The organism is Pseudomonas sp. V98_8, from assembly GCF_029967975.1.
GTDB lineage: Bacteria > Pseudomonadota > Gammaproteobacteria > Pseudomonadales > Pseudomonadaceae > Aquipseudomonas > Aquipseudomonas umsongensis.
Genome location: NZ_JASCAE010000074.1, coordinates 1 through 25791 on the forward strand (window position 1 = coordinate 1; position 25791 = coordinate 25791).

At 60.4% G+C, this 25791-nt stretch carries 21 protein-coding genes and 1 pseudogene; 7 read left to right on the top strand and 15 right to left on the bottom strand.

The annotated features are described in order from the left end of the window. Window positions 1-90: 90 nt before the first annotated feature. From QLG10_RS22640 to QLG10_RS22650, 3 genes are all read right to left on the bottom strand, one after another. Window positions 91-1671 carry an aldehyde dehydrogenase (NADP(+)) gene (locus QLG10_RS22640; protein WP_282488066.1) on the bottom strand — a complete coding sequence of 527 codons (1581 nt, stop codon included), beginning with the start codon at window positions 1669-1671 and terminating at the stop codon, window positions 91-93. Window positions 1672-1682: 11 nt separating this feature from the next. Continuing rightward, window positions 1683-2675, bottom strand: coding sequence for an AraD1 family protein (gene araD1 / locus QLG10_RS22645; protein ID WP_110752142.1), 993 nt, complete (start codon window positions 2673-2675; stop codon window positions 1683-1685). 145 nt (window positions 2676-2820) lie between these two features. Next, complete coding sequence (locus tag QLG10_RS22650) at window positions 2821-4143, bottom strand: MFS transporter (RefSeq protein WP_188264774.1); 1323 nt, start codon at window positions 4141-4143, stop codon at window positions 2821-2823. A 193-nt stretch (window positions 4144-4336) separates the two neighbouring features. Between QLG10_RS22650 and QLG10_RS22655 the strand changes: the two genes are divergently transcribed. Together QLG10_RS22655 and QLG10_RS22660 are read left to right on the top strand one after the other, a co-directional pair. Next, window positions 4337-6073, top strand: a complete 1737-nt coding sequence (locus QLG10_RS22655) for an IlvD/Edd family dehydratase (RefSeq protein WP_110752138.1) — start codon at window positions 4337-4339, stop codon at window positions 6071-6073. Between the two features lie 116 nt (window positions 6074-6189). Beyond that, window positions 6190-6909, top strand: coding sequence for a FadR/GntR family transcriptional regulator (locus tag QLG10_RS22660; protein WP_110752136.1), 720 nt, complete (start codon window positions 6190-6192; stop codon window positions 6907-6909). Between the two features lie 149 nt (window positions 6910-7058). Here QLG10_RS22660 and QLG10_RS22665 read toward each other — a convergent pair whose 3' ends face one another. Together QLG10_RS22665 and QLG10_RS22670 are read right to left on the bottom strand one after the other, a co-directional pair. Next, a complete protein-coding gene (locus QLG10_RS22665; RefSeq protein WP_282488067.1) occupies window positions 7059-9443 on the bottom strand; it encodes an RND family transporter in 2385 nt (794 codons plus the stop codon). A gap of 28 nt (window positions 9444-9471) precedes the next feature. Continuing rightward, window positions 9472-10524 (bottom strand): YCF48-related protein, encoded by a 1053-nt coding sequence (locus tag QLG10_RS22670; protein WP_110752134.1) that lies wholly within the window; start codon window positions 10522-10524, stop codon window positions 9472-9474. Between the two features lie 341 nt (window positions 10525-10865). Here QLG10_RS22670 and QLG10_RS29645 point away from each other — a divergent pair. Continuing rightward, window positions 10866-10952, top strand: a pseudogene (locus QLG10_RS29645) (outer membrane lipoprotein carrier protein LolA); the annotation flags it as partial. Window positions 10953-11435: 483 nt separating this feature from the next. Here QLG10_RS29645 and pepN read toward each other — a convergent pair. Genes pepN through QLG10_RS22700 form a run of 6 tightly spaced genes read right to left on the bottom strand, consistent with a single transcriptional unit; the run spans window position 11436 to window position 17953 of the window. Further along, complete coding sequence (gene pepN, locus QLG10_RS22675; protein WP_282488068.1) at window positions 11436-14093, bottom strand: aminopeptidase N; 2658 nt, start codon at window positions 14091-14093, stop codon at window positions 11436-11438. A 10-nt stretch (window positions 14094-14103) separates the two neighbouring features. Next, window positions 14104-14934, bottom strand: coding sequence for a DUF2797 domain-containing protein (locus tag QLG10_RS22680; RefSeq protein WP_110752128.1), 831 nt, complete (start codon window positions 14932-14934; stop codon window positions 14104-14106). Continuing rightward, window positions 14931-15191 (bottom strand): DUF1315 family protein, encoded by a 261-nt coding sequence (locus QLG10_RS22685; RefSeq protein WP_020799300.1) that lies wholly within the window; start codon window positions 15189-15191, stop codon window positions 14931-14933. The genes QLG10_RS22680 and QLG10_RS22685 overlap by 4 nt, the downstream gene beginning before the upstream one ends. Before the next feature lie 34 nt (window positions 15192-15225). Further along, window positions 15226-16095, bottom strand: a complete 870-nt coding sequence (locus tag QLG10_RS22690) for a rhomboid family intramembrane serine protease (protein WP_110752126.1) — start codon at window positions 16093-16095, stop codon at window positions 15226-15228. Beyond that, window positions 16092-17063, bottom strand: coding sequence for a metallophosphoesterase (locus tag QLG10_RS22695; protein ID WP_020799298.1), 972 nt, complete (start codon window positions 17061-17063; stop codon window positions 16092-16094). The genes QLG10_RS22690 and QLG10_RS22695 overlap by 4 nt, the downstream gene beginning before the upstream one ends. Further along, window positions 17063-17953 carry an NAD(+) kinase gene (locus QLG10_RS22700; protein ID WP_020799297.1) on the bottom strand — a complete coding sequence of 297 codons (891 nt, stop codon included), beginning with the start codon at window positions 17951-17953 and terminating at the stop codon, window positions 17063-17065. Before QLG10_RS22700 ends, QLG10_RS22695 begins: the two co-directional genes overlap by 1 nt. Window positions 17954-18075: 122 nt before the next feature. Between QLG10_RS22700 and QLG10_RS22705 the strand changes: the two genes are divergently transcribed. Further along, a complete protein-coding gene (locus tag QLG10_RS22705) occupies window positions 18076-19026 on the top strand; it encodes a DUF1853 family protein (protein WP_282488069.1) in 951 nt (316 codons plus the stop codon). 103 nt (window positions 19027-19129) lie between these two features. Here QLG10_RS22705 and QLG10_RS22710 read toward each other — a convergent pair whose 3' ends face one another. After that, complete coding sequence (locus QLG10_RS22710; RefSeq protein WP_248677768.1) at window positions 19130-20233, bottom strand: DUF2855 family protein; 1104 nt, start codon at window positions 20231-20233, stop codon at window positions 19130-19132. Between the two features lie 55 nt (window positions 20234-20288). On the opposite strand from QLG10_RS22710, the gene QLG10_RS22715 reads away from it, so the two are divergent. Then, the gene (locus QLG10_RS22715) at window positions 20289-20948 is read left to right on the top strand and encodes a TetR/AcrR family transcriptional regulator (protein WP_282488070.1); all 660 of its coding nucleotides are present in this window, start codon (window positions 20289-20291) and stop codon (window positions 20946-20948) included. A 6-nt stretch (window positions 20949-20954) separates the two neighbouring features. Here the strand turns inward: QLG10_RS22715 and QLG10_RS22720 are convergent, their stop codons facing one another. After that, window positions 20955-21518, bottom strand: a complete 564-nt coding sequence (locus QLG10_RS22720) for an NADPH-dependent FMN reductase (protein WP_282488071.1) — start codon at window positions 21516-21518, stop codon at window positions 20955-20957. A gap of 181 nt (window positions 21519-21699) precedes the next feature. On the opposite strand from QLG10_RS22720, the gene QLG10_RS22725 reads away from it, so the two are divergent. Both QLG10_RS22725 and QLG10_RS22730 read left to right on the top strand, forming a co-directional pair. Then, window positions 21700-21924, top strand: coding sequence for a hypothetical protein (locus QLG10_RS22725; protein WP_110752116.1), 225 nt, complete (start codon window positions 21700-21702; stop codon window positions 21922-21924). 91 nt (window positions 21925-22015) lie between these two features. Beyond that, window positions 22016-22909, top strand: a complete 894-nt coding sequence (locus QLG10_RS22730) for a LysR substrate-binding domain-containing protein (RefSeq protein ID WP_110752114.1) — start codon at window positions 22016-22018, stop codon at window positions 22907-22909. Here QLG10_RS22730 and QLG10_RS22735 read toward each other — a convergent pair. Together QLG10_RS22735 and QLG10_RS22740 are read right to left on the bottom strand one after the other, a co-directional pair. Then, window positions 22875-23489 (bottom strand): GNAT family N-acetyltransferase, encoded by a 615-nt coding sequence (locus QLG10_RS22735; RefSeq protein ID WP_110752112.1) that lies wholly within the window; start codon window positions 23487-23489, stop codon window positions 22875-22877. The genes QLG10_RS22730 and QLG10_RS22735 overlap by 35 nt on opposite strands. 14 nt (window positions 23490-23503) lie before the next feature. Further along, window positions 23504-25759: an Orn/Lys/Arg decarboxylase N-terminal domain-containing protein gene (locus QLG10_RS22740; RefSeq protein ID WP_282488072.1), complete on the bottom strand. Its 2256-nt coding sequence runs from the start codon at window positions 25757-25759 to the stop codon at window positions 23504-23506. Window positions 25760-25791 lie beyond the last annotated feature (32 nt).

A 25791-nucleotide genomic window follows, 5' to 3' on the forward strand; every position in this document is an offset into this window, starting at 1 on the left:
CGCGAAGGCGGTGTATCAGTCAATCCAAGTGCCGACTGATACACCGCCTTCGCGAGCAAGCCCGCTCCCACAGGGGGGGGTGTGTAACCGTCAAAGGGCGTCGCGAGTCGGCTTGCCATCCACCAGGCGTTGAATGCGCAGTGGGTTGCTGTTTTTCAACGCATCCGGCAGCAGGCTGTCGGGGTAGTTCTGGAAACACACCGGGCGCAGGAAACGGTCGATGGCCAAGGTCCCTACCGACGTGCCGCGCGCATCCGAGGTCGCGGGATACGGCCCGCCGTGCACCATCGAATCGCAGACCTCCACGCCGGTTGGATAACCATTGAGCAGGATTCGCCCGACTTTCTGCTCCAGCAACCCCGTCAGTTCGCTGAACTGTTCGAAATCGGCCTGCTCACCGATGATCGTCGCGGTCAATTGACCATGCAGACCGTTCAACGCGGCGCTCAGTTGCGCCTGATCCGCCACTTCGACTACTACTGTGGTCGGGCCGAAGACTTCCGCTTGCAGCACTTCATCAGCCTCGATCAGCAAGCTCACATCGGCCTTGAACAATTGCGGTTGCGCCTGACGCCCTTGTTGCGGTTTACCCGCCAGGTGTTCGATACCGGGGTGGTCAAGGAGCTTTTGCACGCCCCGTGCATAGCTGCCCAGCGTGCCGACGTTGAGCATGGTCTGCGCCGGTTGATCGGCCATCATGTCCGCCAGTGACTGGAGGAAAGCGGTGAACTGCGGCGAACGGATACCCATCACCAGGCCAGGATTGGTGCAAAACTGACCGCAGCCTTGCACCACCGAAGCCGACAGGCCGCGGGCGATGGTGTCCATGCGCACTTGCAGTGCCTGGGGCAGCACGATCACCGGATTGATGCTCGACATCTCGGCGAACACCGGGATCGGTTGTGGGCGTGCCGCTGCCATGTCGCACAGCGCCCGTCCACCCGCGAGCGAACCGGTAAAGCCCACCGCCTGGATGGCCGGGTGCTTGACCAGCGCTTCACCGACTCCGCCGCCGTAGATCATGTTGAACACGCCGGCCGGCATCGCGGTTTTTTCTGCCGCACGGATGATCGCATCGGCCACCTGCTCGGCCGTGGCCATGTGGCCGCTGTGGGCCTTGAACACTACCGGGCAACCGGCAGCCAGGGCCGATGCCGTGTCGCCACCGGCGGTGGAAAACGCCAAGGGAAAGTTGCTGGCCCCGAACACAGCAACGGGGCCGAGAGCGATACGGTATTGGCGCAGGTCGGGACGTGGCAAGGGCTGGCGCTCAGGCAGCGCCTGATCGATCCGCGCCCCGTAGAAATCGCCCCGCCGTAGCACACTGGCGAACAAGCGCATCTGCCCGCTGGTGCGGCCACGCTCACCGATGATCCGTGCGGCCGGCAATGCCGTTTCGCGGCACACCAGGCTGACAAACTCATCGCCCAGCGCATCCAGTTCGTTGGCGATGGCATCGAGAAATTCTGCGCGACGCTCCGCGCTCAGATTGCGATAAGCCGAATACGCCTGCGCGGCAGCCTTGGCGGCGGCATCGACTTCTTGCGGCGTGGCCTGGGTGAAATCGTGGGGCAACGCCTCGCCTGTCTCGGCGTCGACACTGTGCAATTTGACGCTGCCCAGCGCACTGCGCTGGCCGCCGATGTAGTTGTGGCCAAGAATTCGAAGCATGGGGAAATTCCTCAAAGAGTGCCGACAGTGCCGGGTTCGAACGCCGCATCGACAGCAACGATGCCATTGATCAACGGCGCGCCGAACTCGCCCTGGCTGATCTCGAACACGTCGCCCGGTTGTGGGCGAATGCCGTCAGCGAAGGACAGGGTCGCGGTACCGAAGAAGTGAATGTGCACGTCCCCTGGACGCAGGAACTGGCTGTACTTGAAATGGTGGAATTCAAGGTTCGCCAGGCTGTGGCACATGTTGGCCTCGCCACTGAGGAACTCGTTCTGCCACAGCACCTGGCCGTCGCGCAGGATGCGACTGGTGCCGGCCAGGTGTTGCGGCAGCTCGCCGACCCGCAGCTCCGGACCGTAGCTGCAACTGCGCAGTTTCGAATGGGCCAGGTACAGGTAGTTCTTGCGCTCCATCACGTGATCGGAAAACTCGTTGCCGACGGCAAAGCCGAGGCGATACGGCTTGCCGTCGTGACCGATGACATAAAGGCCGCTGAGTTCAGGCTCTTCACCGGCGTCTTCGGCAAACGGTGGCAACGGGAATGGCTGGCCGGGGCGCACAACGATGCTGCCGTCGCCCTTGTAGAACCATTCCGGCTGCACGCCCGCCTGACCGGCCGCAGGCTTGCCGCCTTCCACGCCCCATTTGAAGATGCGCATGGTATCGGTCATCGCGGCTTCGTCACCAACCTGCTGGTGCATCTTGTCCCGGGCCGACGCGCTGCCCAGGTGAGTCAGGCCGGTGCCACTGACCAGCATGTGCGCCGGATCCGGGTGATCCAGCGGTGGCAGGATGCGCAATTGCGCCAGCAGTTCGGCATAGTCGTGGCTGATGCCAAGCCCCAGGCTCTGCACCTGTTGCTCCAGATTGACGCCTGCTTCGATCGCCGCCAGCGCCAGGTCGCGAACCGTGCGCGCCTCACGAACTTCCAGGACCTGCGACCCCTCGACCACGCCGACACGGCGCTCGCCGTTACTCAATTCGAACTGAACCAAACGCATGATTTTTTTCCTTTTACTTGAAAACACCGCAAACCCTGTAGGAGCTGGCTTGCCAGCGAAGGCGATCTGACAGTCAATACTGATGTCTGCTGACAGGGCCTCTTCGCTGGCAAGCCAGCTCCTACAGGTCTGTATCAGGCCTGTGTCAGGTACGGGTAGCCCCACGGGCACTGGCAGCAAACTGATCGGCCGGCAACACATGCTTGCGTTCCAACTGGCGGTACACCACACCGGTCAACACCAGGCCGAACACCATCACGCAGGACAGGAAATACAGCCCCGACGCCAGGTTGCCGGTGTATTCCTTGAGCGCGCCGATCACGAACGGGCCGATGTAGCCGCCGAGATTGCCTACCGAGTTGATCAGGGCAATCCCCGCCGCCGCACTCGCGCCGGCAAAGAAGCGCCCGGGCAAGGTCCAGAAAATCGCCGTGCAGGAAAACAGTGCGAACGCCACCAGGCACAGCGCCATCAATTGCAATACCGGAAACGTCAGCCAGGCGCTGAGGAACAAGCCGATGGCGCCCAACACATACAGCACCGCCAAGTGACCATAACGATCATTCAATCGATCGGAGCTGCGCGGGATGATCAGCAGACCAACGATCCCGAAGACATAGGGCACCGATGACACGAACCCGGTCATCAGGTCGCTGCCGCCGAACTGCTTGATCAAGGTTGGCAACCACAGGCCCAGGCCATAGATGCTGAGGGTCACCGGCAGGTAGAACAGCGCCAGCAGCAACACGCGTTTGTCCTTGAGCGCGTGCAGCGGGTTGCCGTGGCGGGTCTGGCCGTATGCCTGCAGGTCCTTTTGCAGTTCGCCGCTCAGCCAGTCCTTCTCGGCCTGGTCCATCCACTTCACCTGTTGCGGGCCATCCGGCAACCAGCGCAGTACCGGCCAGGTCAGCAGGATCGCCGGGGTGCCGATGACGATAAACAGCCACTGCCAGCCGTGCAGGCCAAGAACGCCATCCAGGCCCAACAGCCCGCCGGACACGGGCCCGGTGATCATCATTGCGATGGGTTGGGACAGGATGAACAACCCCAGGATCTTGCCGCGATGGCGCACCGGGAACCACTGGGTGATGTAGTACAGAACGCCAGGAAAGAACCCGGCTTCCGCCGCACCGAGCAAAAAGCGCATCAGGTAGAAGCTGTTTGGCCCCTGGACGAACGCCATGCCGATGGTAATGGCGCCCCAGGTGACCATGATCCGGGCGAACCAGCGTCGTGCGCCAAAACGGTCAAGCATCAGGTTGCTGGGGATTTCCAGGAGGAAATAGCCAATGAAGAACAGCCCTGCGCCCAACCCGTACGCCGCATCACCGAGACCGATGTCGGCGCCCATGTGCAGTTTGGCGAAGCCCACTGCGGAGCGATCCACGTAGGCGATCAGGTACAGCAGGATCAGGAAGGGAATCAGTTTCAGTGTGATGCGGCGGATCAGCCGCAATTCCTGGCTCATGAGATCGGTCTCCGATTGTTGTTTTTATAGAACCTCGGGGGACGCCTCTCACGGCTAACCGTCAGGGCCATCCCTCCGCTGAAAACGACTATATAGTAATACTATTTATCCAACAACACTTCCAAACAGACGAATTTGCGCTTATGTTACGCCTCAGCTCGAACAATATAGTCATACAATAAGAGAATCGATCATGTCTGATAAGAAACCCACCCTGCGCTCCGCCCAATGGTTTGGCACCGCCGACAAGAACGGCTTCATGTACCGCAGCTGGATGAAGAATCAGGGCATCGCCGATCACCAGTTCCATGGCAAGCCAATCATCGGCATCTGCAACACCTGGTCGGAACTGACCCCGTGCAACGCGCACTTCCGCCAGATCGCGGAACACGTAAAGCGCGGAGTGATCGAGGCTGGAGGCTTTCCGGTGGAATTTCCGGTGTTCTCCAACGGTGAATCCAACTTGCGCCCCACCGCCATGCTGACCCGCAACCTGGCGAGCATGGACGTGGAGGAAGCCATTCGCGGCAACCCGATCGACGGGGTGGTACTGCTGACCGGCTGCGACAAGACCACCCCGGCATTGCTGATGGGCGCGGCCAGTTGCGACGTGCCAGCGATCGTCGTCACCGGCGGCCCGATGCTCAATGGCAAGCACAAAGGCAAGGACATCGGCTCGGGCACCGTGGTCTGGCAACTGAGCGAACAGGTCAAGGCCGGCACCATCACCCTCGACGACTTCCTCGCGGCCGAGGGCGGCATGTCTCGCTCGGCCGGTACCTGCAACACCATGGGCACCGCCTCGACCATGGCCTGCATGGCCGAGGCACTGGGCACCTCCCTGCCCCACAACGCGGCGATTCCCGCCGTGGACGCTCGTCGTTATGTGTTGGCGCACATGTCCGGCATGCGTGCCGTGGAGATGGTGCGCGAGGATTTGAAGCTGTCGAAGATCCTCACCAAGGAAGCCTTCGAAAATGCCATCCGGGTCAACGCCGCCATCGGCGGTTCGACCAACGCCGTGATTCACCTCAAGGCCATCGCCGGCCGCATCGGCGTGGAGCTCGACCTGGACGACTGGACCCGCATGGGTCGCGGTATGCCGACCATCGTCGACCTGCAACCGTCCGGGCGCTTCCTGATGGAGGAGTTCTACTATGCCGGTGGCTTGCCAGCGGTATTACGCCGCCTTGGCGAAGCCAACCTGATCCCCAATCCCGATGCCTTGACCGTCAACGGCAAATCCATCGGCGAAAACACCAGGGACGCGCCGATCTATGGCGAGGACGAAGTCATCCGCACCCTCGACAACCCGATCCGCGCCGACGGCGGGATCTGCGTATTGCGCGGCAACCTGGCGCCACTGGGCGCGGTGCTCAAGCCCTCCGCCGCCACACCCGAATTGATGCAGCATCGCGGGCGAGCCGTGGTGTTCGAGAATTTCGACATGTACAAGGCGCGAATCAACGATCCGGAACTGGACGTTGATGCCAACTCGATCCTGGTCATGAAGAATTGCGGGCCGAAGGGTTATCCGGGCATGGCCGAAGTCGGCAACATGGGCTTGCCGGCCAAGCTGCTGGCCCAGGGCGTGACCGACATGGTGCGCATTTCCGATGCGCGCATGAGCGGTACCGCGTATGGCACCGTGGTCTTGCACGTCGCCCCGGAAGCAGCGGCTGGCGGTCCTTTGGCAGCCGTGAAGGAAGGTGACTGGATTGAACTCGACTGCGCCAGCGGTCGACTGCACCTGGACATCCCGGACGCCGAACTGGCGGCGCGCATGGCCGACCTGCAGCCGCCACAGCAATTGTTGGTGGGCGGCTATCGCCAGCTGTACATCGACCACGTCCTGCAGGCGGATCAGGGTTGCGACTTCGACTTCCTGGTCGGTTGCCGAGGCGCCGAGGTGCCCCGCCACTCCCACTGACTCCGCAGCCCTCCCCTGATCGTTTCCACGCTCTGCGTGGGAACGATCACTTCAAGACAGTGCCGCGCCTGTTATCATGCGCGGCATCGCCATCGCACAGGACCGCGCCGTTCCCCATGGATTACCGCAAACCCTCCGACCGCAAAAGCATGCACTCGCGCATCGTCCAGGAACTGGGCATGCAGATCGTCTCGGGACGTTTCCTGCCGGACGACAAACTGCCCGCCGAAGCCCTGCTCTGTGAGGAGTATGCCGTCAGCCGGCCGGTGTTGCGCGAAGCCACCCGTGTTTTGGTCGCCAAGGGCCTGGTGTATTCCCGTCCGCGGGTCGGCACGGTGGTCAAGCCGCGCAAGGAATGGCACATGCTCGACCCGGACGTCCTGCATTGGCTGATGCAAAGCAGCCCGCAGAACCAGTTTTTCGACCTGCTGACCAGTGTGCGCAGCATCATCGAACCGGCCGCTGCCGCCCTCGCCGCGCAGTTCGCCACCGATGCGGACATTGCCGCCATCGGTGAAGCCTACCAGCGCATGGAGGCGGCACCGACGCCGGAAGCCTTGCTGCAACCGGACCTGGATTTCCACAGCCGTATAGCCGACGCCACCCACAACGACTTGCTGGCGAACCTGTGCAACATGCTCTCGGTAGCGATTGCCGAAGCGTTGAAGCATTCCAATCAGCGACCAAACCTGCATGAGCTGGCGTTGCCGCGGCACAAGGCGATTCTCACGGCCATCGAAAACCGCGATGCGCTGGGTGCGCGGCATGCAACGCTGGTGCAGCTGGATGATGCGCGTAGTGCGCTGAATGTGGTGCTTGGCACCGATCCCTCGTAAAGCAAAATCAAAAGATCGCAGCCTGCGGCAGCTCCTACAGATGTACATCATTCCCCTGTAGGAGCTGCCGCAGGCTGCGATCTTTTGATCTTCACGCACAAAAAAAAGCCGCAACCCTGAGGTTGCGGCTTTTTTGTTTCAACCAGGGATCAGTGAGCAAACAGCGAATTACCCTTCTGCCCCGCCAGCTTTTCCGGCTTGATCAGGAACCGCGCCAGTGCCGGCAGCAGCCACAACGCACCGAACATGTTCCACAGCAGCATGAAGGTCAGCATCAGGCCCATGTCAGCCTGGAACTTGATGGCCGAGAAGATCCAGGTGCATACGCCGATGGCCAGGCACAAGCCGGTGAACAGCACGGCCTTGCCGGTGGATTTCAGCGTCTGGTAGTACGCCTCTTGCAACGGCAGGCCGGCACGCAGGAAGCTTTCCAGGCGGCTGTAGATGTAGATGCCGTAGTCCACGCCAATCCCCACCCCGAGCGCCACCACCGGCAGGGTCGCGACTTTCACGCCGATGCCCATGAAGGCCATCAGGGCGTTGCCCAACACCGACGTCAGCACCAGCGGCAACACGATGCACAAGGTCGCCGCCCAGGAACGGAAGGTGATCATGCACATGACCGCGACGCAGATGTACACCAGGATCAGGATGGTCAGTTCGGACTTCTTGATCACCTCGTTGGTGGCCGCCTCGATCCCCGCGTTACCGGCCGCCAGGATGAATTCCAGGTTCTCGGTGTTGTGTTCCTTGGCGAATTCCTGCACCGCATGCACCGCACGGTCCAGGGTTTCGGCCTTGTGATCGTTGAGGAACACCAGCACCGGTGCCAATGAGCAACTGTTGTTGTACAGGCCATCGGCGCGGGCGATGGAGTTGTTCAGCACGTCCGGGTTACGCGACAGGGTTTCCCATTTCAGGTTGCCCTCGTTCATGCCCTTGATCATCTGCTTGGACACGGTGACCAGCGAGATCGCCGACTGCACGCCCTCGGTGTTCTGCATCTTCCACATCAGCTCATCAATCGGCGCCATGGCTTCGTAGCGTGAGCAGCCTTCGGCCTTGGTCTTGACCATCACCACCAACACGTCGGAACTGGTGGAGTAGTTGCTGATGATGAAGTTGTTGTCCTTGTTGTAGCGCGAGTCCGGACGCAATTCCGGCGCGCCCTGGTCGAGGTCACCGATCTTCAGGTTCTGGCTGTACCAGAGGCCACCGCCAAAGGCGACCAGCGCCAGGAAAATCGAAACCGGTGCAACCTTCGCGCTGGCAAAGTTCGACAACAGGCGCCAGAACGGGTGCTCGCGGATCGCATCCTTCTTGCTGCGAGCTACGGCACGCTTGCTGATACCTACGTAGGAAATCGCCACCGGCAACAGGATCAGGTTGGTGAACACAATCACGGCCACACCGATGGAAGCACCGATGGCCAGCTCGCGGATCACACCGATATCGATGATCAGCAGCGTGATGAAGCCCACTGCATCGGCGAGGATCGCGATCATCCCCGGCAGGAACAACTGGCGGAAGGTGCGCCGCGCCGCCGTCAGGGCGTTTTCCGCCTCGCTGGATTGCAGGGCGATGCCGTTGATCTTCTGCACGCCGTGGGAAATACCGATGGCGAAGATCAGGAACGGGACCAGCATCGAGTAGGGATCGAGCCCGAAGCCGAAGAAGTGCATCAACCCCAACTGCCAGACCACCGCCACCAGGGTGGTACTCAATACCGCCACTGTGCTGCGCATGCAGTTGGTGAACCAGTACAGCAGGATCAAGGTGATGACGAAGGCAACACCGAAGAACATCACCACCATCACCAGGCCGTCGATCAGGTCGCCAACTTTCTTGGCGAAACCGACAATGTGGATCTTCACGTTGAGGTTTTGTTTCTCGAACTTGTCGCGGATCTTGTCTTCCAGCTCGTGGGAGAACTTGCGATAGTCCAGTGCCAGCAACTTGCCCTGGTCCTGCGGGTCCGGGTAGGACTCCAGCAGCGGGATGTCGACGATGCTCGACTTGAAGTCGTTGGCTACCAGCCGCCCGACTTGCCCGGACTTGAGCACGTTGTTACGCAACAGGTCGAGGCTTTGCTGGGAGCCGTTGTAGCTCTGCGGGATCACTTCACCGCCAGCAAAGCCTTCCTCCGTCACTTCGGTCCAGCGCACGCTCGGGCTCCACAACGACTTGAGGCCGGAGCGGTCAACACCGGAGATGTAGAACACCTCGTCGTTGATCTGGCGCAACGTCTCCATGTACTCCTTGGAGAAGATGTCGCCGTCGGTGGCTTCCACGGAAATGCGGACGGTGTTGCCCAGGTTCGCCAGATCGTTACGGTGCTCCATCATCTTCTGGATGAACGGATGCTCGAGCGGGATCATTTTTTCGAAGCTGGTGGACGGGCGGATCAGCGTCGCCTGCCAGAACAGGAACACACTGACCAGCAGGCAGATGAAAATCACTGCCGGGCGATTGTTGAAGATCAGGCGCTCAAGAAACGTCGCCTTGTCCTGATGATGGGTGCTTAAGGATGTCATGACTACGCCTTCTTATTATTAACCCGGCTCATTTGCCCAGCTCAGCGCCATTTGGCGAAGTGGCGCGAACGCCGCCCTGTCCAGCCAGAATCAGATTGCCGTTCCCCGCCGCGACGACCGAAGAGAGCGAGATACGATCCCGACGGTTGAAGACGCTGAAGGTTTCACCGTTGTCGCTGCTGCTGATCACCGAACCGCCGTTGCCGACGATCACAATGGAACCATCGTCAAGCAATGTACCGCCGGACAGGCCGAATTCCAGGTCACCGCGTTCAGCCTTGAGTTCGACCTTATCCCAGTTGCTGCCAAAATCCGTGGAGCGGTAGAGATTGCCGCGCAGGCCATACGCCAACAACGTGTTGGGTTGCGCGGTTCCGATCACACCGAACAGCGAACCTTCATACGGGCCCTCGAGTTTTTCCCAGGTCTGGCCCCAGTCGGCGGAGCGGAACATGCTGCCCTGCTCGCCAACGATGAACAGGCCGGCGTCCTTGACCGCCGCGATGGCGTTGAGGTGGAACTGGTCTTCGTTGTCCAGGCGATCGCTGACGTCTTCCCAGTTCTTGCCGCCGTCGGTGGTGGCCATCAACGCACCGTAGGCGCCCACGGCAAAACCGCTGTTGGCGTCCTGGAACCAGACGTCAAGCAGCGGAGATTCGCGTTTCAGATCTTCGAATTGCTTGGTCCAGGTGACGCCACCATCCTCGCTGGCAAGGATCTGCGCGTCATGGCCGACGGCCCAGCCATGCTGGTCGTCGACGAAGAACACCGACGTCAGCAGTTGCCGGGTCGGCACCTTGGCCTGGGTCCAGGTCGCACCCTGGTCATCGGAATACAGAATGTGGCCGCGATCGCCGACCGCCACCAGGCGCTTGCCGGCGTGCACGACATCGAGTACCAGGCTTTTGCTGGCCTTGGCCGATTCAACGGAATAAACGACGTCGGATGCTGGCGCAGCCGCGGCCAGCACAGGTGCCGACAGCATGACAGAGCCCAACAGCGAGAGCGCTGTGGCCAGCAACGCGAATTTGCGCAGTGCCGGCGGGCGGCAGATACCCACACCCATGACAGGCTCACTCATAGACCTTCCCCCATTATTATTGTTAGGTCATTCAACCTTTCAGGGCGCCGTAAGGGGTGTTCGCGGGATGACCTGTTTCAAGCATAGTCTCGAAACCCGCAATCCAGAGCCCCTTCGGAAGCTGGCTTATCCTATAGAGGTTTTTAAAGGGCTGACAATCGACGGCACGTTATGTTTTGTTAACCGCAGGGGGATGTGGTTTTACTGAATGATTGGATATCAGGTGGGGTGATTGCGGGGTTGGGGGTTGGGGGTTGGTGTACATATCCGTTATTTAGGTAACGGCGACTGATGGTTCCACTCTTACAGCGGGTCACTTTGAAGAGCCTGTAGGAGCGAGCATGCTCGCGATGGTCGTCAACGATGACGCGGGGAGCCTGACACCCCGCGGTGCTCTCAGTTTTTTCGCGAGCATGCTCGCTCCTACAGGGGATTGGGTGCATTCGCGAAAGTCAGGTCGGCTGGCAGGCGCCAAGATCAAAAGATCGCAGCCTTCGGCAGTTCCTACAGTGGGGATGTGCTACCTCCGCCAAAGCAGGTCGAGTGTCAGCTCGCCTCGCTTGCTTTTGATTTTGATCCACCCGCCCCTTCGGAAGGCTGAGTGGAGGCGTTCATCCGGGGATTGGCGCGCAGCGCCGTTCGACGCGGTCGAACACATCGCATGTAGGTGCCAGCGAAGCCAACCGGAGGGCGATGCCCCCGGATGAATGCCGGAGCGAAGGAACCCCGAGCCCCAGCGAGGGGCCGGACGCTCGGGGCGAGCCTTTTTTTGCTTACTTTTTTTTGGCGTTTGAAAAAAAAGTGAGTCGCCGTAAGGGCGAAACCGCCAGCCGCCGTTACCGCAGCAATGGATATGTACTCAGCCCCCCATGAACCTGGTCGGCCCGAAGGCCGCCAAGTTCAAGCCAGACTCAAGCCAGGCTTTTGCTGACGACCTCAAACACATCGCTGGACAGTTGCCCCGAAGCCCGAATCCGCTCCAGCTCACCCTTCATCAGGGCCTGACGTGCATCATCGTACTTGCGCCAGCGTGTCAAAGGCGCCAACTGCCGGGAGGCAATCTGCGGATTGAAGCCGTTCAACTCGATCACCAGATCCGCCAGGAAGCGATACCCGGAACCGTCCGCCGCGTGGAAGTTGATCAGGTTCTGCCCGGCGAACGCACCGATCAGTGCCCGCACCTTGTTCGGGTTCTTGATGTTGAACGCCGGGTGCTGCATCAATGCCTTGACCCGATCCAGGCCACCCGGCAACACACTGCCGGCCTGGACGCTGAACCACTGGTCCATGACCAACGGGTTGTCCTTGAAGTGATCGGCGAAGCTGGCCAGTGCCTTGGCTTTCTGCTCTTCGAATGGCGAGTTGACCAGCACAGCGAGCGCAGTCAGGCGTTCGGTCATGTTGTCGCAGGCATCGAACTGCTCCAGCGTCGCCGCCAGCACTTCGGGCTTGCCGCTGAGCATCAGGTACGACAGCGCAATGTTCTGCAGTGCGCGACGGGCAAAATGCTCGGCTTCGGCCACGTACGGGGTCTTTTTCGACAGGTCGCGGTTGGCCTGGTAACGCAGCCACAAGCCTTCGAACAACGCATCGGCCAGTTGCTTGCGGGCAAACTCGCGGGCGGTGTGAATCGCCTCGACATCGGCCACTTCGCTGATTTCGGTCAAATACGCTTCGCTTGGCAGCGACAGCATTTCGGCGACCATTGCCTGGTCCAGCGTCTCGTCGGACAGCACGGTACGCAAGGCCGAAACCAGACGCTGATCCAGTACCAGCGCTTCGCCCTTCTGCTGCTGGGCGATCAGTTCCTGCAACACCTGCACCGACAGTTGCTGACCGGCATCCCAGCGGTTGAAGCCGTCGCTGTCGTGCTGCATCAGGAACATCAGTTGGTCACGGTTGTACGGGAAGCTCAGTTTCACCGGCGCCGAGAAACCGCGCAGCAGCGAAGGCAACGGCTGCTCGGCGATGTCGACGAAGGTGAACGTCTGCTCGGCTTCGGTGACCGAGAGGACCCGGGAAGTCCCCTGCGCCGACGCTTCGCCGGCAAGACGCAGGGCAATCTCACCGCCCTGGCTGTCGAGCAGGCCGAGTTCGACGGGAATCACGAACGGCAGTTTTTCAACTTTGTCCGGGGTCGGCGGGCAGCTCTGGCGGAACGTCAGGCTGTAGGTTTTCGCCGCGGCATCATAAGACTCGCTTACCGCCAAACGAGGTGTGCCAGCCTGGCTGTACCAGCGTTTGAACTGGGTCAGGTCGACGCCATTGGCATCTTCCATGGCCTTGATGAAGTCATCGCAGGTCACGGCCTGGCCGTCATGGCGCTCGAAATACAGGTCGCTGCCTTTACGGAAGCCTTCGGCGCCAAGCAGGGTGTGGATCATGCCGACCACTTCCGAGCCCTTTTCGTACACGGTCAGGGTGTAGAAGTTGGAGATCTCGATGAAGCTGTCCGGGCGTACCGCGTGAGCCATGGGACCGGCGTCTTCGGCAAACTGGTGGGTACGCAGGTAGGCCACGTCCTGGATGCGCTTGACCGTCGCCGAGTTCATGTCGGCGGAGAAGGCGGAATCGCGGAACACCGTGAAGCCTTCCTTGAGCGACAACTGGAACCAGTCGCGGCAGGTCACGCGGTTGCCCGACCAGTTGTGGAAGTATTCATGGGCAACGATGGCCTCGACCCGCTGGTGCGCGGCATCGGTGGCGGTTTCGGCCTTCGCCAGCACGGCGCTGGAGTTGAAGATGTTGAGGCCCTTGTTCTCCATGGCCCCCATGTTGAAGTCGTTCACGGCGACGATCATGAAGATGTCCAGGTCGTACTCGCGACCATAGACCTCTTCGTCCCAGCGCATGGATTTCTTCAGGCTGTTCATGGCGTGCTGGCACTTGTCGATGTTTTCCGGCTCGACATAAATGCGTAGCGCTACGTTACGCTGGGTCATGGTGGTGAAAGTGTCTTCGACGCACCACAAATCACCGGCCACCAGCGCGAACAGGTACGCCGGCTTCTTGAACGGGTCTTCCCAGGTCGCCCAGTGGCGGCCATCTTCGCCAGGACCACTGGCGATCGGGTTGCCGTTGGACAGCAGCACCGGGTAGCTGTGCTGTTCGGCGACCACCGTGGTGGTGAAAGTGCTCATCACGTCCGGACGGTCGAGGTAATAGGTGATCTTGCGGAAGCCTTCGGCCTCGCACTGGGTGCAGAACATCGTACCGGACTTGTACAGGCCTTCCAGCGCGGTGTTGGTTTCCGGGTGAATCCTGACGCTGGTATCGACCGTGAACGTCGTGCTGGTCGGCTGCAGAGTCAAATGATTCTCGGTGAGTTGGTAATCGGCAAGGCCCAGCTCGCGGTCGGCCAGGGTCACCGACAGCAATTCCAGCTGCTGGCCATCCAGCACCAGCGGTGGCAGGCCCGGGCCGCGCTCGGGGTTGCGGCGCATCACCAGTTGCGCATGGACCAGGCTGTGGTCCTCGAACAACTCGAAGGTCAGGTGAGTTTCGTCGATCAGGTACTCGGGCGCCTGATAGTCCTTGAGGTAGATCATCTTCGGTTGTTCGGTGCGCATGCTGGAGTCCTTAACTATGCACGGCGAGCTGATAAGCCGTGTATTTACGAATGTTGATCACGCCGGTATCGAAGATCAGGTATTGGCCCTTGACCCCCATCAACGTGCCTTCGGCAATCGGGTTCTTGTCCAGGTTGAAGCTGACGATTTTCGCCGGATACTGCTCGACCGGGAAGCGGATTTCGAGCGGTTCGACGTCGGCAATAGTCTGGATCGCCTGCAGGCCGAATCGTTCCTGCAAGCCTTGCAGGCCCTCGGCGCAGCTGTCGAACAACTGGTCACGGATCTGTGGCAGGTCCACCGACACCGCATCGCCCTTGAGCAAGGCACGCCAATTGGTCTTGTCGGCGACCTGGCTGCGAAACAGATCTTCGACGAAGCCTGATTGCTGGCGGGTCGCGACGCGCATGATTGGCAACGCCTGGCTGGCGCCCTGGTCGATCCAGCGGGTCGGCAGCTGGGTGGCGCGGGTGATGCCGACCTTTACCCCGGAAGAATTCGACAGGTAGACAATGTGATCGGTCATGCAGAACGTCTGGCCCCACTCCGGCTCCCGGCAGGTACCGGCGTCGAAATGGCAGCGTTCCGGGCTCATGATGCACACATCACACTGGGCCAGCTTGGTCATGCACGGGTAGCAGTAGCCTTGGCTGAAACTGGTCTTGGTCTTGCGCCCGCAATGGGTGCAGTGGATCGCCCCCAGGTATTCCAGGCGCACCGTGGTGCCGATCAACGGATTGACCGGAACCTCGTCGTCGCCCAGGCGAAAGGCATATTGCACGTTCGGCCCGTCCAGGCGCGCCGACATTTTACTGATTGCACCGCGGCCAATCTCGATCAATGGATGGCATCCGACTTGAACAGGATATTGGGTACTTGAATCGATTTGGAGCTGCATTCCTGCGGCCCCATGTAGCCAGTACGCTCTTCTTCAGGCAGGTTCTTGATTTCCCAGGCGATCATCGCCTGCAACGACAGTTCGCGTTGTTCGGCGGTGAGCTTGCCACCGTCGGACCATTTTCCGATTTCCACCGCCAGTTTCAGGCTCTGGTAGATATCCGGGGTGATGTTCTTGATCATTTCGTTAAAAGAGGACATTGGGTCTCCGCGCTCTTTGAATCACATAACAGTTTTAGACGGCCAGTTTACGGCGGTTGTACAAACCACCCAACAAACCGGTCAAGCATCCGACGAGCAGCCCGCCAACGTGGGCCGCGTTGGCGATTTCGCCGAAACCGATCATCGAAACCAGTCCGGACATGCACAACAATAGCCATATCAGCATCATCGCCAATACCCCTCGGGGCAGGCGATAGGCGCTGTTGGGCGACAAAATCTGAAAAATCCAGCAGTGCCCGAGCAGGCCGTACAGCACCCCGGACAATCCGCCAAACAGGGTTGGCCCGCTGAACACGAACTGGGCATAGTTGGACACGAGGCTGAACAACAAGGTCAGGCCGATGAGGTTGACACTGCCCTGGCGCGATTCGATACGTCGCCCCAGCTCCCAGTACCACATGCCGTTCATGGCCAGGTGCAGGAAGCCGAAGTGAATCAACATCGGTGTCACCAGGCGCCACCACTGCCCCGCTGCCAGGCTGTCGGCCAATGGCACGAAATGGATGTACTCGCCGACCACGCGAAAATCGAGAAACGTCAGCCAGCGCAACGTACTCAGGTTATCGCCCAGCAACGTCAGCGCGCCGACGACAAGGCTCAGCAGCAGCACTGCCGCGGTCGCTTTGCCATGGCGGACCTGCTCGGCGAAGTTCGGCCGGCGAATCGACTGCGCGATCGGGATATCGAGCTTGTGCTCCGGATCGCCCTCGGGATAGCGCTCGTACAACACACGCACGTCGTCGCTGATGTTGGCCGGTACCCAAAGCACCTGTTCACCGGCTTCCTCGCTGACCCGATGCGGCACCTGCATGCGCTGCAACAAATTGACGAACCCGCTCAGGTCCACCGCCAGCGGCAGGCGCAAGACTGCGACGCGGCTCATTGCAACACCTCCGGTCGCTCGACATCGACCCAGACAAACTTGTGCGGGTCGAGCCGGGTTTCCTGGTCCAGTCGATAGGCCACCAGTTTTCCGTAGAGCACCGCACTGTAGTCCAGGCACGCCAGGTTCGGACGAATCGGCGCCGGTTTGCCGCTGCGCCAGTAGTGACCGACGAACAGCAACGGCTGGTCGGCGCCGTAGCGCAGCAGGTTGTTTTTTTCGGTTGACGACAGTGGCGTTCGGGCCACCGGGTCGGGCAAGGCGTCGGGCTGGAACACGATGTCTCCGTAGGTTTGCGGATCGTCTTCCCAGAATTTGGTGCGGAAGAACGAGCGTGTCAGGCCATCGCCGCTGGTCATGGTCAGGCCATGGGGCAGGCGCATGTCGGTGCCGCGCAACAGGCGGTCGAACACGGTACAGGCAAAGCTGTCAGGCACGGCCGAGGCCTGGAGGAAGTGCTCGTCGATGCAGCCATCGGGGAACAATGCCCGCAGCGGCTCGATCAATCCGGCGTCCCAACAGGCATGCACCACCCGGAAGCGTCCGGCATCGATAAACAGCGGCAGTTCATAGAACCACTGCTGGAAGTCATGCCAGTCACCCGGATGATGTTCGAACTGGGTTAAGGTTTCATGCAGCAAACGAGCGTGGCGCGGCGTGTGTTCGCGCACGAACTGCTTGCCGCTGCCAGGCAATGCCGGGGTTACCCAGCCCAGGGCGTTGAATTCATGGTTACCCATGATGCACAGCGCCTGCCCTGCCTCGACCATGTCGTGGACGATGTGCAGCGCCTCGCGAATCCGTGGGCCGCGGTCAATGATATCGCCGACGAACACCGCCATGCGCGAGGCATGACGCCAAACGCCGGCTTGCTTGTGATAACCGAGCCGGTCGAGCAAGTGCTCAAGGGTCAGAGCGCAACCGTGCACGTCACCGATCAGGTCGTAGCTACGCGCGGGATCGAGCATCAGTCGCCTCCACCACCCAACCTGCTGCCCCAGCCGAGTTTGGTCCGGCACACTTCATAGTAGTTGTGGTCGAGGGGGTGGATCAGCCGCAACTTCTGGGCTTTCTTGCTGATGGTGATGGTGTCGCCGGGCGCACAGGTGAAGTGGTTCTGCCCGTCACACGAGACTTGCGGGTATATCTGCATATCCTTGGACACGACGATTTTCAGCTCACTGTTGCCATCGACCACAATCGGCCGGCCTGACAAGGTATGGGGGTACATCGGCACAATCACAATGGCATCGAGCTTGGGATGCATGATCGGGCCGCCGGCAGAAAGCGCATAGGCCGTGGAGCCCGTGGGCGTGGCGACGATCAGGCCGTCGGCCTTCTGGCTGCAGACGAACTGGCCGTCGATGTACAGCTCGAACTCGATCATGCGCGTCGATTTGCCGGGGTGCAGCACCACATCGTTCAGCGCATCGCCCTGGCCAATGGCTTCGGCGTGGCGACGAACTTCAGCTTGCAGCAGGAAGCGGTTCTCTACCAGATAGTGCCCATCGAGCACTTCGGCGACCTTGATTTCCAGCTCATCGGGGCGGATGTCGGTGAGAAACCCCAGGCTGCCCCGGTTGATGCCGAGCACCGGGATATTGTGCCTGGCCAGCGCCCGTGCCGCGCCAAGCAGACTGCCATCACCGCCCACCACAATGACCATGTCACAGACTTCACCGAGCATTTTGCGCGACGAGGTCTGCAAACCGTGGCCCGGCAAGACTTCGGCAATGGTGTCTTCAAGGATCACGTGCAGGTGACGATCGAGCAGAAAACGTTTCAGTCGGCGGACAGTATCCAGCACCTGGGAACTGCCGAGGCGTCCGATGATGCCGATATTACGAAATTGCTCCATGGGGCTCCTATGGGGACGCGGGGGCCTGCGACGGCGAAAAACACGATTATGGGTGAAAGCGCGGGATAGACAAAATCCTTTCAGCCTCAAGGTGTACCCACGATTCGGGCTATGCTCGCAAGATGATCCTATTTCCAGATTTGCTGCAGTTACCCCACCAGTTGCGCCACCCCGAAGTGCGCGACCTGGCGTGGGTCATCCTCGCCCCGCCGATGCTCGGCGCCACGCCCTGGCCGCAGCGACATCCATTGGCTGGCAGTGACTGGGTGCAGGCCCCGGAACACCTGGAAACCTGGCTTAGAAAACTCGACCGGGACAGTTACGGTTTGCTGCACTGGCTGGCCCAGGCCCGCACCCGACGCCTGGGCCTTTATTATGAACGGCTTTGGCAATTTGCCGTGCAGCATGCGCCCGGCATCGAGTTGATTGCCGCCAACATGCCTATCCGCCGTGAAGGTCACACCCTGGGCGAGCTGGACATGCTGCTGCGCGATCGCGACGGCGTGCATCACCTGGAACTGGCGATCAAGCTTTACCTCGGCCCGCAGAACGGCGACGGGCACGACACCGCGCAGTGGCTCGGTCCGGGCTGCCACGATCGGCTGGACCGCAAACTGGCCCACCTGAGCCAGCACCAATTGCCGATTTCCGCGCGTGCCGAGAGTCGCGCGGTGCTGGCGGCGCTGGATATCCGGGAGTTCAGCGCGCATTTGTGGTTGGGCGGTTATTTGCTCTACCCATGGCCGGGGCAGGCGGCCTCGCCCAGCGGCGCGCACCCACAACACCTGCGCGGTCGTTGGCTGCATCAAAAGGATTGGAAGCATTTTTTCGCGCAGAGTCCGCCCGGTCGCTGGCAACCCCTGCCCCGGCATGCCTGGCTGGCACCGGCGCATTACCCCGCGGAGCAGACCTGGGACGCGGAACAGTTGGAGGCCTGGCTCAGCGATCTGGAACCTGCGGCGCCGGCGCAACTGCTGGTGCGTCTGACGGAAAATGCCCACGGCGATTGGGAGGAAGCGGAACGCTTGTTCCTGGTGTCGGATCTTTGGCCGAATGTGCCGGGGCAGTATTGAGTTTTTCGCTGGCTGAACGCCCCCCTTCGCGAGCAGGCTCGCTCCCACAAGGGAACGCATTTCCAATGTGGGAGCGAGCCTGCTCGCGAAGGGACCACTTCAGTCACAACCGAATCACATGCCCCTCCACCGGCGCGACCTGTCCATGGAACAGGCGTGAAATAACCGTCTGCGCCGCTTCGTAACCCTGGCTTTGCACCACCTTCAGCAACGGCGGCTCATTGGCCGTGACTTTCCGGAAAAACGCCTGCAAACCCTCGCCGATATGCTGACTGACCCCTTCCGGCCCCCAATCGGCATTACGCTTGCGAATCTGGATCGGCGCAAAAAAGAACACCGGCTGCGGGCCCTCGATGGCTGTCAATCGAGCCTCATCGGTGCTTTGTGCCGAGCCGGCGAAACAACTGTAGGCCAACTGTCCAGCGAAATGCCGGTGCACTTGGTCACGCAGTTCAAGGTCGCCGGAAAAATCCACATACAGTGTTGGACGATCATTGGGCACGTCCGCCAAATCCGCGTAAGACACCGCTCGCTCGTAACAACCAAGACTCTCGACAAAAGCCTTGTTACCGGTTGAAGTCAGCGCAACGCGTTCCACGCCGGCAAGATTGCCCAGGCAGACTGCGGTGCCGTAGGCGGTTTTGCTCGAGGCGCTGGAGAACACCAGTCGAGTTGCACCAAAGAACTGCTTGTCCTGCAAAAAGTCCGCGAGCATGGAAGAGGTCAGGAACAAGGGTTTGAGCAAAATCTGCAGGTTTTCGGTTTCCGGGCTGTAGTACGAATCCCAACTGCAACGGGTGTATTGGTTGTACGCCGAGGTCAACCCGAGTCGATGCTCGGCACCGTCGTAGAAACCACGTTCGGTAACCCGCTCAGGGCGCATCCACAGATGGCTGGCAATCGGGAAATACCCGTAGAAACGTTCCCCGACCTTGATGCCAGCCACGTCAGAGGCCACGACATCGGCAAAGCCCCAGGCAGGGACGTGACCCCACTGCTCTAAACCTGTAGGGAAGAATCCCCAGTAGTTCATCGAATTGCCATAGGCGGCGTAAGTAATGTTATTGGTCGTCAGCGCGCAACGGTCAATCTTCAAGATCACCTCGCCGGCCGCCGGAATCAGACTTCGCTGCAGCTCTTCAATCCGACTCTGGTCCAAGGCATTTTTACGGGTTATCAGCCGTGTTACCGTACATGAACTTTGCATCCTTCAATCTCCTGCTGCGCTAGTGTGGCGGGTAGCACCAGAGTAATGGCAGCCGATGAAGAGCGGGTTCGGAAACACCAGGGGCGGCTCGCCCAACGTCAATCCCCGGGCAAAACCGCTGAAACGGCCGAGTCAGGCCCGGGCGATTTTCACCGTCGAAGCGATTTACCAGGCTTTTGTTCGGATTTGGCGCAGAAACGGTTGGTCTGGCTTGACCACCCGGGAAGTGGCGCTTGAGGCAGGCGTTGCGGTTGGCACGCTGTACGACTATTTCCCGAGCAAGGAAGCCCTGCTCTCCGGCTATATCCGACATCGACTGGATGCCTTGTTGCAGCATCTGGATGAAGCGGTTGTGCAAGCCAATGAACTGGACTGGGCAACCCGGATTAAACGCCTCATACGCCTGACCTGTACCCCCGACGATGAGCACCAGCCCTTTTTCAACCATGCCGTGCTGCTCATCGAACACCAGATCGCCGAGCCTAAACACCATCGAAGGCTGTTCGACGAGCTGTCGCAGAAATGGCGCGAAGCGTTCGCCGCCTGTGGCGATCTGCCTGCCCCCCCTTCACAGGCGACTATCGATGCCTGGGTCATCATGGCGTGGGGCGGACGGCGTTATTGCGTCACCGCGCAACCAGCGGCGGCGCAAACCGCCGCATGGTTGTCGGAAATGGAAACAATGATCTGTAGCCGACTGGCTAACGGTGCGTAATCCGATTCAACAAACCTTCTTGTGTTGTTCGACCCACTTGCCGTAGGCATCGATGAACTTCTGCAAGAACGGCCTGACGGATTCGGACAGGTTGCCCGCCTCGTCAAACGCGGCACCGGCGCCACTGAGGTAGGCTTCCGGTTGTTGCATCATCGGCACATCGAGAAACACCATGGACTGGCGCAAGTGGTGATTCGCACCGAATCCACCGACCGCCCCCGGCGAAACACTGATCACCGCACCCGGCTTGCCACTCCAGGCACTCTTGCCATAGGGGCGCGAACCCACGTCGATGGCGTTTTTCATCGGGGCAGGCACCGAACGATTGTATTCCGGGGTAACGAACAGCACTGCGTCGGATGAACTGACTTGTTGTCGGAAAGTACTGTAGGCTGCCGGCGGTGAAGCACCATCGATGTCTTCGTTGTAGAGCGGCAAATCCCCGATTTCGACGATGTTGAGCTTGAGGTTGGCCGGCGCCAGATCCGCGAGCGCGAGGGCGACCTTACGGTTGATCGATGCTTTACGCAGGCTGCCGACCACTACGGCGATGTTATAGACATTACTCATGGAAGACGCTCGATTGTCCGTGGGAGGAGCCTGTAGTTATAGATGATCAGGCGACGGTTCAGCCAATAAACACAGTATTGTGCGTCCTGATATATTTTTTTTACGTAGGAAAACTTACCGTGCTCAGTGGCGGTCTACCCCACCGCACATTGAGTGATTTATCTCCAGAGGTTCTAAGCAGATGGCAGCAGTACTCGTCGGTCAGTTCCATGCAAGAGACGCGGAAGGCCGTGTTTATTCCGTACATGAGTTCCAGGAATCCACCCAGTCCGCTGACGGCACGTCTGTCACCACGTACAAACTGGCAATCGGCGACCGCGTCAACAAACTCGATGACAACGAGTTTCAATTGGTGCAAACGGGTGTAACGCTGATCCGCGAGCCGGAATCGATCCGCGCTTCATAACTCGGTGTTATGAGCAGAAGTCATATGCGCAGACTTGGGTTAGGATTCAGTCACTGACTCCTTCTTCACCTGCTGAACATGGACTTCACGCATGCGCTTACGCCATATCGAAGTGATCCAGGCGCTCCTGCAGACCGGTCACCTGGGCACCGCCGCTGAATGGCTGCAGTTGCCGGTGACCGAAGTCGAACGCATTTTGCGCGACGCCGAGGATCAGTTGGGTTTCATGCTGTTCGCAAGCGTTCGCGGACGCTTGCAGGCCACGCGTGAGGCGCGGGCGTTGCAGGTCGAAATCACCCGTGTCTACGATGCACTCGAACCGGTGCAGCGCCTGGCGAGCAGCCTGAGGCAATACCTGGCGGCGCCGTTACGCATCATCTGCACCCCGCCCCTGGCCCAGCAATTGTTGCCGCACAGCATCGCCGCGCTGCGCCGACGCTTGCCTGACGCACCCTGTACGCTCCTGAGCCAACCCACACGCGAGATCGTGCGCAGCCTGCTGCTTCGCGAAAGTGACCTGGGCCTGAGCCTGCACGATCCCGATCACGACGATATTCATTGCCAACCGATCGCTCACGGCAAGCTGCAACTGCTCGCCCCTCACGGCTGGCTGCAACCCAAGCAGAAGTACATCTCGCTCCAGGACCTGGCCGGCCAGGCGATGGTCGGACTTGAAGGCCACGACCCGATCAGCCCGGCGCTTGAAAACAAACTGCATGCGCTGCGGCCGGCACCGGTCATACAGACGCGGGTGCAAACCCACCAGATGATGCGCAGCATGGTCGAGGCCGGTGAAGGCCTGGCCATTGTCGACCCTTTCACCGCCCTGGGCGCCAAATCGACCGGGCTCGACGCTTGCCCGCTGGCACCAGCCGTGCCGGTCACCCTCTACGCCTTGACCCTTAAGAACGGCGAGCCCTCGCCAGCCCTTCAGGCTTTGCTGGCGATCATCACGGAACAAGCCGCGGTGATGTTGGCGAACTGATGGGATTTTCCAGCGGGTTGTCGAACAATCGGTACCAGAACAGCGCCACTTCGGCAGTATTGGGATCAATACCCCGATAACGCAGATGGTCGATGCCGCCGATCATGAAGCCGCAACGCTCGTAAAGCCGGCAGGCACCCAGGTTGTTGTTCTGGGTCTCCAGCATGACGCCGGGCAGTTTCTTCTTGCGACTCCAGAACTGCGCCACATCCAGCAATGCCTTGGCCACACCGTGTCGCCTGGCCGGTGCATGTACCGCCAACTCATCGATATGGGCAAAACCGTTCCAGTTGGTGCTGATCACCAGGTGGCCAACAGGTTCGTCGTCCAGGTACGCCATGAAAATCGCGCTGTCGGCGGCATCGCGAAAGCTGCTGAACTCTTCCGGATCGATGCCATAGCATTTGCGATAAGGGGTGATGGGCGTGACCTTCCACTGCTCTACCGGCTGGCCGATTTCGGCAGCGCCGTAGGCGGCGACTTCAAAACTGAAATCACTGCCCCATATATAAGCGGCAAAGCCCTCGTCGGCCACGCGCACCGACAGCCCTGGGTAATTCGGATTCATGACCGGTTGCATACTGGGAAAGGTCCTCATTCCTTGATGCAATCGACGGTGTAGTGCCGCCCATTGCCCTCGTCTTCGTGTTGCAATCCGTGCACATCAGCAACGAAACCCGGGAAACTGCTGTCGAACGTGCGAGCGAACGCCAGGTAGTCGATGATCGAGCGGGTCGCCTCGGTAAAGCGTTCTCCGGGCATGATCAACGGAATGCCCGGCGGGTATGGCACCAGCATCACGGCGGCGATACGTCCGTCCAGCGCATCGATCGAAACCGCTTCGACTTCGCCACGTACCAGATGATCATACGCATCCGCCGGCTTCATGGCGATTTGTGGCAGTACCGTGTACATCCGCTTGAGATGCTTGGCCGTGGCATTACTGCGATAACAGGCGTGCAACTGATCGCACAGGTCTCGCAAGCCCATGCCCTGATAGCGCGCGCCGTGCTGTTGCGCCACGCAAGGCAGGCAGTTGGCCAGACTGACGTTGGCGTCGTAGCTGCGCTTGAACTCCAGCAACTCGGTCAGCAACGTGCTCCACTTGCCCTTGGTGATCCCCATCGAAAACAGCACCAGGAACGAATACAGCCCGGTCTTTTCGACCACCAGCCCGCGTTCCCACAGAAACTTGCTGACCACGGCCGCCGGAATCCCGCGCTCGCTGAGCGCACCGCCCGCGGTCAGGCCCGGCATAACCAGGCTGACCTTGATCGGATCGAGCAAGACATAGTCGTCGCTCACCTCGCCGAAGCCGTGCCAGTCATCCGCAGGTTGCAGCAGCCAGTCCTCGGTCACCACACGGTCGATGCCTTCGACCGATGGCGGCTGCCAGATTGAAAACCACCAATCGTCGGCGGCGATATGCTGGCGCAAATTGGCCAGCGCCCGCCGAAAGCTCAGGGCCTCGTCGAACATCTCCTGCAACAGCGAACGCCCGGCCCCGCCCTCCATCATCGCCGACGCCACATCCAGCGACGCGATGATGCCGTACTGCGGTGACGTGGAGATATGCATCATGAAGGCTTCATTGAAACGATCACGGTCCAGTTGCCGGGCACCACCGTCCTGCACATGTATCATCGACGCCTGGCTGAATGCCGCCAGCAGTTTGTGCGTGGAATGAGTGGTGAACACCAGCGGGCTGTCTGCACTGCGAGACGTGCCCATGCCGTAGCGGCCGCTGAAAAACTCATGGAACGCCGCATAGGCGTACCAGGCCTCGTCGAAATGCAAGACTTCGACGCTATTGCCCAACTGCTGCTTGATCAGTTCGGCGTTGTAGCAGAGGCCGTCGTAGGTTGAATTGGTCACCACCGCCAGCTTGACCTTCGGTGTCCGGCCCTTGGTCAACGGACTGGCATCGATCTTGGCCTGGATCGATTCGCGGCTGAACTCAATCAATGGAATCGGCCCGATGATCCCCAGTTCATTGCGCTCCGGGCACAGGTACAGCGGAATGGCTCCGGTCATGATGATCGAGTGCAACACCGACTTGTGGCAATTGCGATCAACCAGCACCAGATCGTCTCGAGCGACCATCGAATGCCAGACAATCTTGTTCGCCGTCGAGGTGCCGTTGATCACGAAGAAGGTGTGATCGGCGCCAAAGTTACGCGCCGCCCGCGCCTCCGCCTCTGCCAGGGGCCCGGTGTGATCCAGCAGTGAACCCAGTTCCGGCACCGAGACCGAGAGATCCGAACGCAGGGTATTTTCCCCGAAGAACTGATGGAAAGCCTGCCCCACCGGGCTCTTGTGATACGCCACCCCGCCACCGTGACCGGGGGTGTGCCAGGAATAATTGGAATCGGCGGTGTGCTGCACCAACGCCTTGAAGAACGGCGGCAGCAAGCCATCGAGGTACTTGCGCGCGGCCCGCGCCACCTGGCGTGCGAGGAATGGCACGGTGTCTTCGAACAGATAGAGAATGCCGCGCAATTGATTGAGCTCGGCCATGGCATCGGCGGGTGCGTTTTCCAGGGTCACTTGCTCGCCGAGGGCGAAAATGGGCAGGTCCGGCGCCCGCACTCGCGCCAGCCCGATCAACTCGGCCATATTCTGTAACAAATGAGAATGGGCACTGGCGTCTTCTGCCGCTATCAGCATGCACGAGAGGCCGTGATGGGTCGAAGCGACCAGCCGGCCTTCGGTGTAGTCCATGGCCGAGACGATACTGAAACCTTCCTGCTCCAGTTCCCGGGCGATACCCCGCACGCGATCGCCAGCGACGGTGTCGGCCTTGATGTCGCGATGGACGATCAGGACCGGGAATTTCAGATCTTTATACATGGGCTCAGTGTCCTGAGGCGGCAGGCCAGAGC

What these genes read in the sequence shown, in the direction of transcription:
- QLG10_RS22640 (WP_282488066.1), bottom strand. Translation starts at nt 1,671, where the DNA reads ATGCTTCGAATTCTTGGCCACAACTACATCGGCGGCCAGCGCAGTGCG.
- araD1 (WP_110752142.1), bottom strand. Translation starts at nt 2,675, where the DNA reads ATGCGTTTGGTTCAGTTCGAATTGAGTAACGGCGAGCGCCGTGTCGGC.
- QLG10_RS22650 (WP_188264774.1), bottom strand. Translation starts at nt 4,143, where the DNA reads ATGAGCCAGGAATTGCGGCTGATCCGCCGCATCACACTGAAACTGATT.
- QLG10_RS22655 (WP_110752138.1), top strand. Translation starts at nt 4,337, where the DNA reads ATGTCTGATAAGAAACCCACCCTGCGCTCCGCCCAATGGTTTGGCACC.
- QLG10_RS22660 (WP_110752136.1), top strand. Translation starts at nt 6,190, where the DNA reads ATGGATTACCGCAAACCCTCCGACCGCAAAAGCATGCACTCGCGCATC.
- QLG10_RS22665 (WP_282488067.1), bottom strand. Translation starts at nt 9,443, where the DNA reads ATGACATCCTTAAGCACCCATCATCAGGACAAGGCGACGTTTCTTGAG.
- QLG10_RS22670 (WP_110752134.1), bottom strand. Translation starts at nt 10,524, where the DNA reads ATGAGTGAGCCTGTCATGGGTGTGGGTATCTGCCGCCCGCCGGCACTG.
- pepN (WP_282488068.1), bottom strand. Translation starts at nt 14,093, where the DNA reads ATGCGCACCGAACAACCGAAGATGATCTACCTCAAGGACTATCAGGCG.
- QLG10_RS22685 (WP_020799300.1), bottom strand. Translation starts at nt 15,191, where the DNA reads ATGTCCTCTTTTAACGAAATGATCAAGAACATCACCCCGGATATCTAC.
- QLG10_RS22690 (WP_110752126.1), bottom strand. Translation starts at nt 16,095, where the DNA reads ATGAGCCGCGTCGCAGTCTTGCGCCTGCCGCTGGCGGTGGACCTGAGC.
- QLG10_RS22695 (WP_020799298.1), bottom strand. Translation starts at nt 17,063, where the DNA reads ATGCTCGATCCCGCGCGTAGCTACGACCTGATCGGTGACGTGCACGGT.
- QLG10_RS22700 (WP_020799297.1), bottom strand. Translation starts at nt 17,953, where the DNA reads ATGGAGCAATTTCGTAATATCGGCATCATCGGACGCCTCGGCAGTTCC.
- QLG10_RS22705 (WP_282488069.1), top strand. Translation starts at nt 18,076, where the DNA reads ATGATCCTATTTCCAGATTTGCTGCAGTTACCCCACCAGTTGCGCCAC.
- QLG10_RS22710 (WP_248677768.1), bottom strand. Translation starts at nt 20,233, where the DNA reads ATGCAAAGTTCATGTACGGTAACACGGCTGATAACCCGTAAAAATGCC.
- QLG10_RS22715 (WP_282488070.1), top strand. Translation starts at nt 20,289, where the DNA reads ATGAAGAGCGGGTTCGGAAACACCAGGGGCGGCTCGCCCAACGTCAAT.
- QLG10_RS22720 (WP_282488071.1), bottom strand. Translation starts at nt 21,518, where the DNA reads ATGAGTAATGTCTATAACATCGCCGTAGTGGTCGGCAGCCTGCGTAAA.
- QLG10_RS22725 (WP_110752116.1), top strand. Translation starts at nt 21,700, where the DNA reads ATGGCAGCAGTACTCGTCGGTCAGTTCCATGCAAGAGACGCGGAAGGC.
- QLG10_RS22730 (WP_110752114.1), top strand. Translation starts at nt 22,016, where the DNA reads ATGCGCTTACGCCATATCGAAGTGATCCAGGCGCTCCTGCAGACCGGT.
- QLG10_RS22735 (WP_110752112.1), bottom strand. Translation starts at nt 23,489, where the DNA reads ATGCAACCGGTCATGAATCCGAATTACCCAGGGCTGTCGGTGCGCGTG.
- QLG10_RS22740 (WP_282488072.1), bottom strand. Translation starts at nt 25,759, where the DNA reads ATGTATAAAGATCTGAAATTCCCGGTCCTGATCGTCCATCGCGACATC.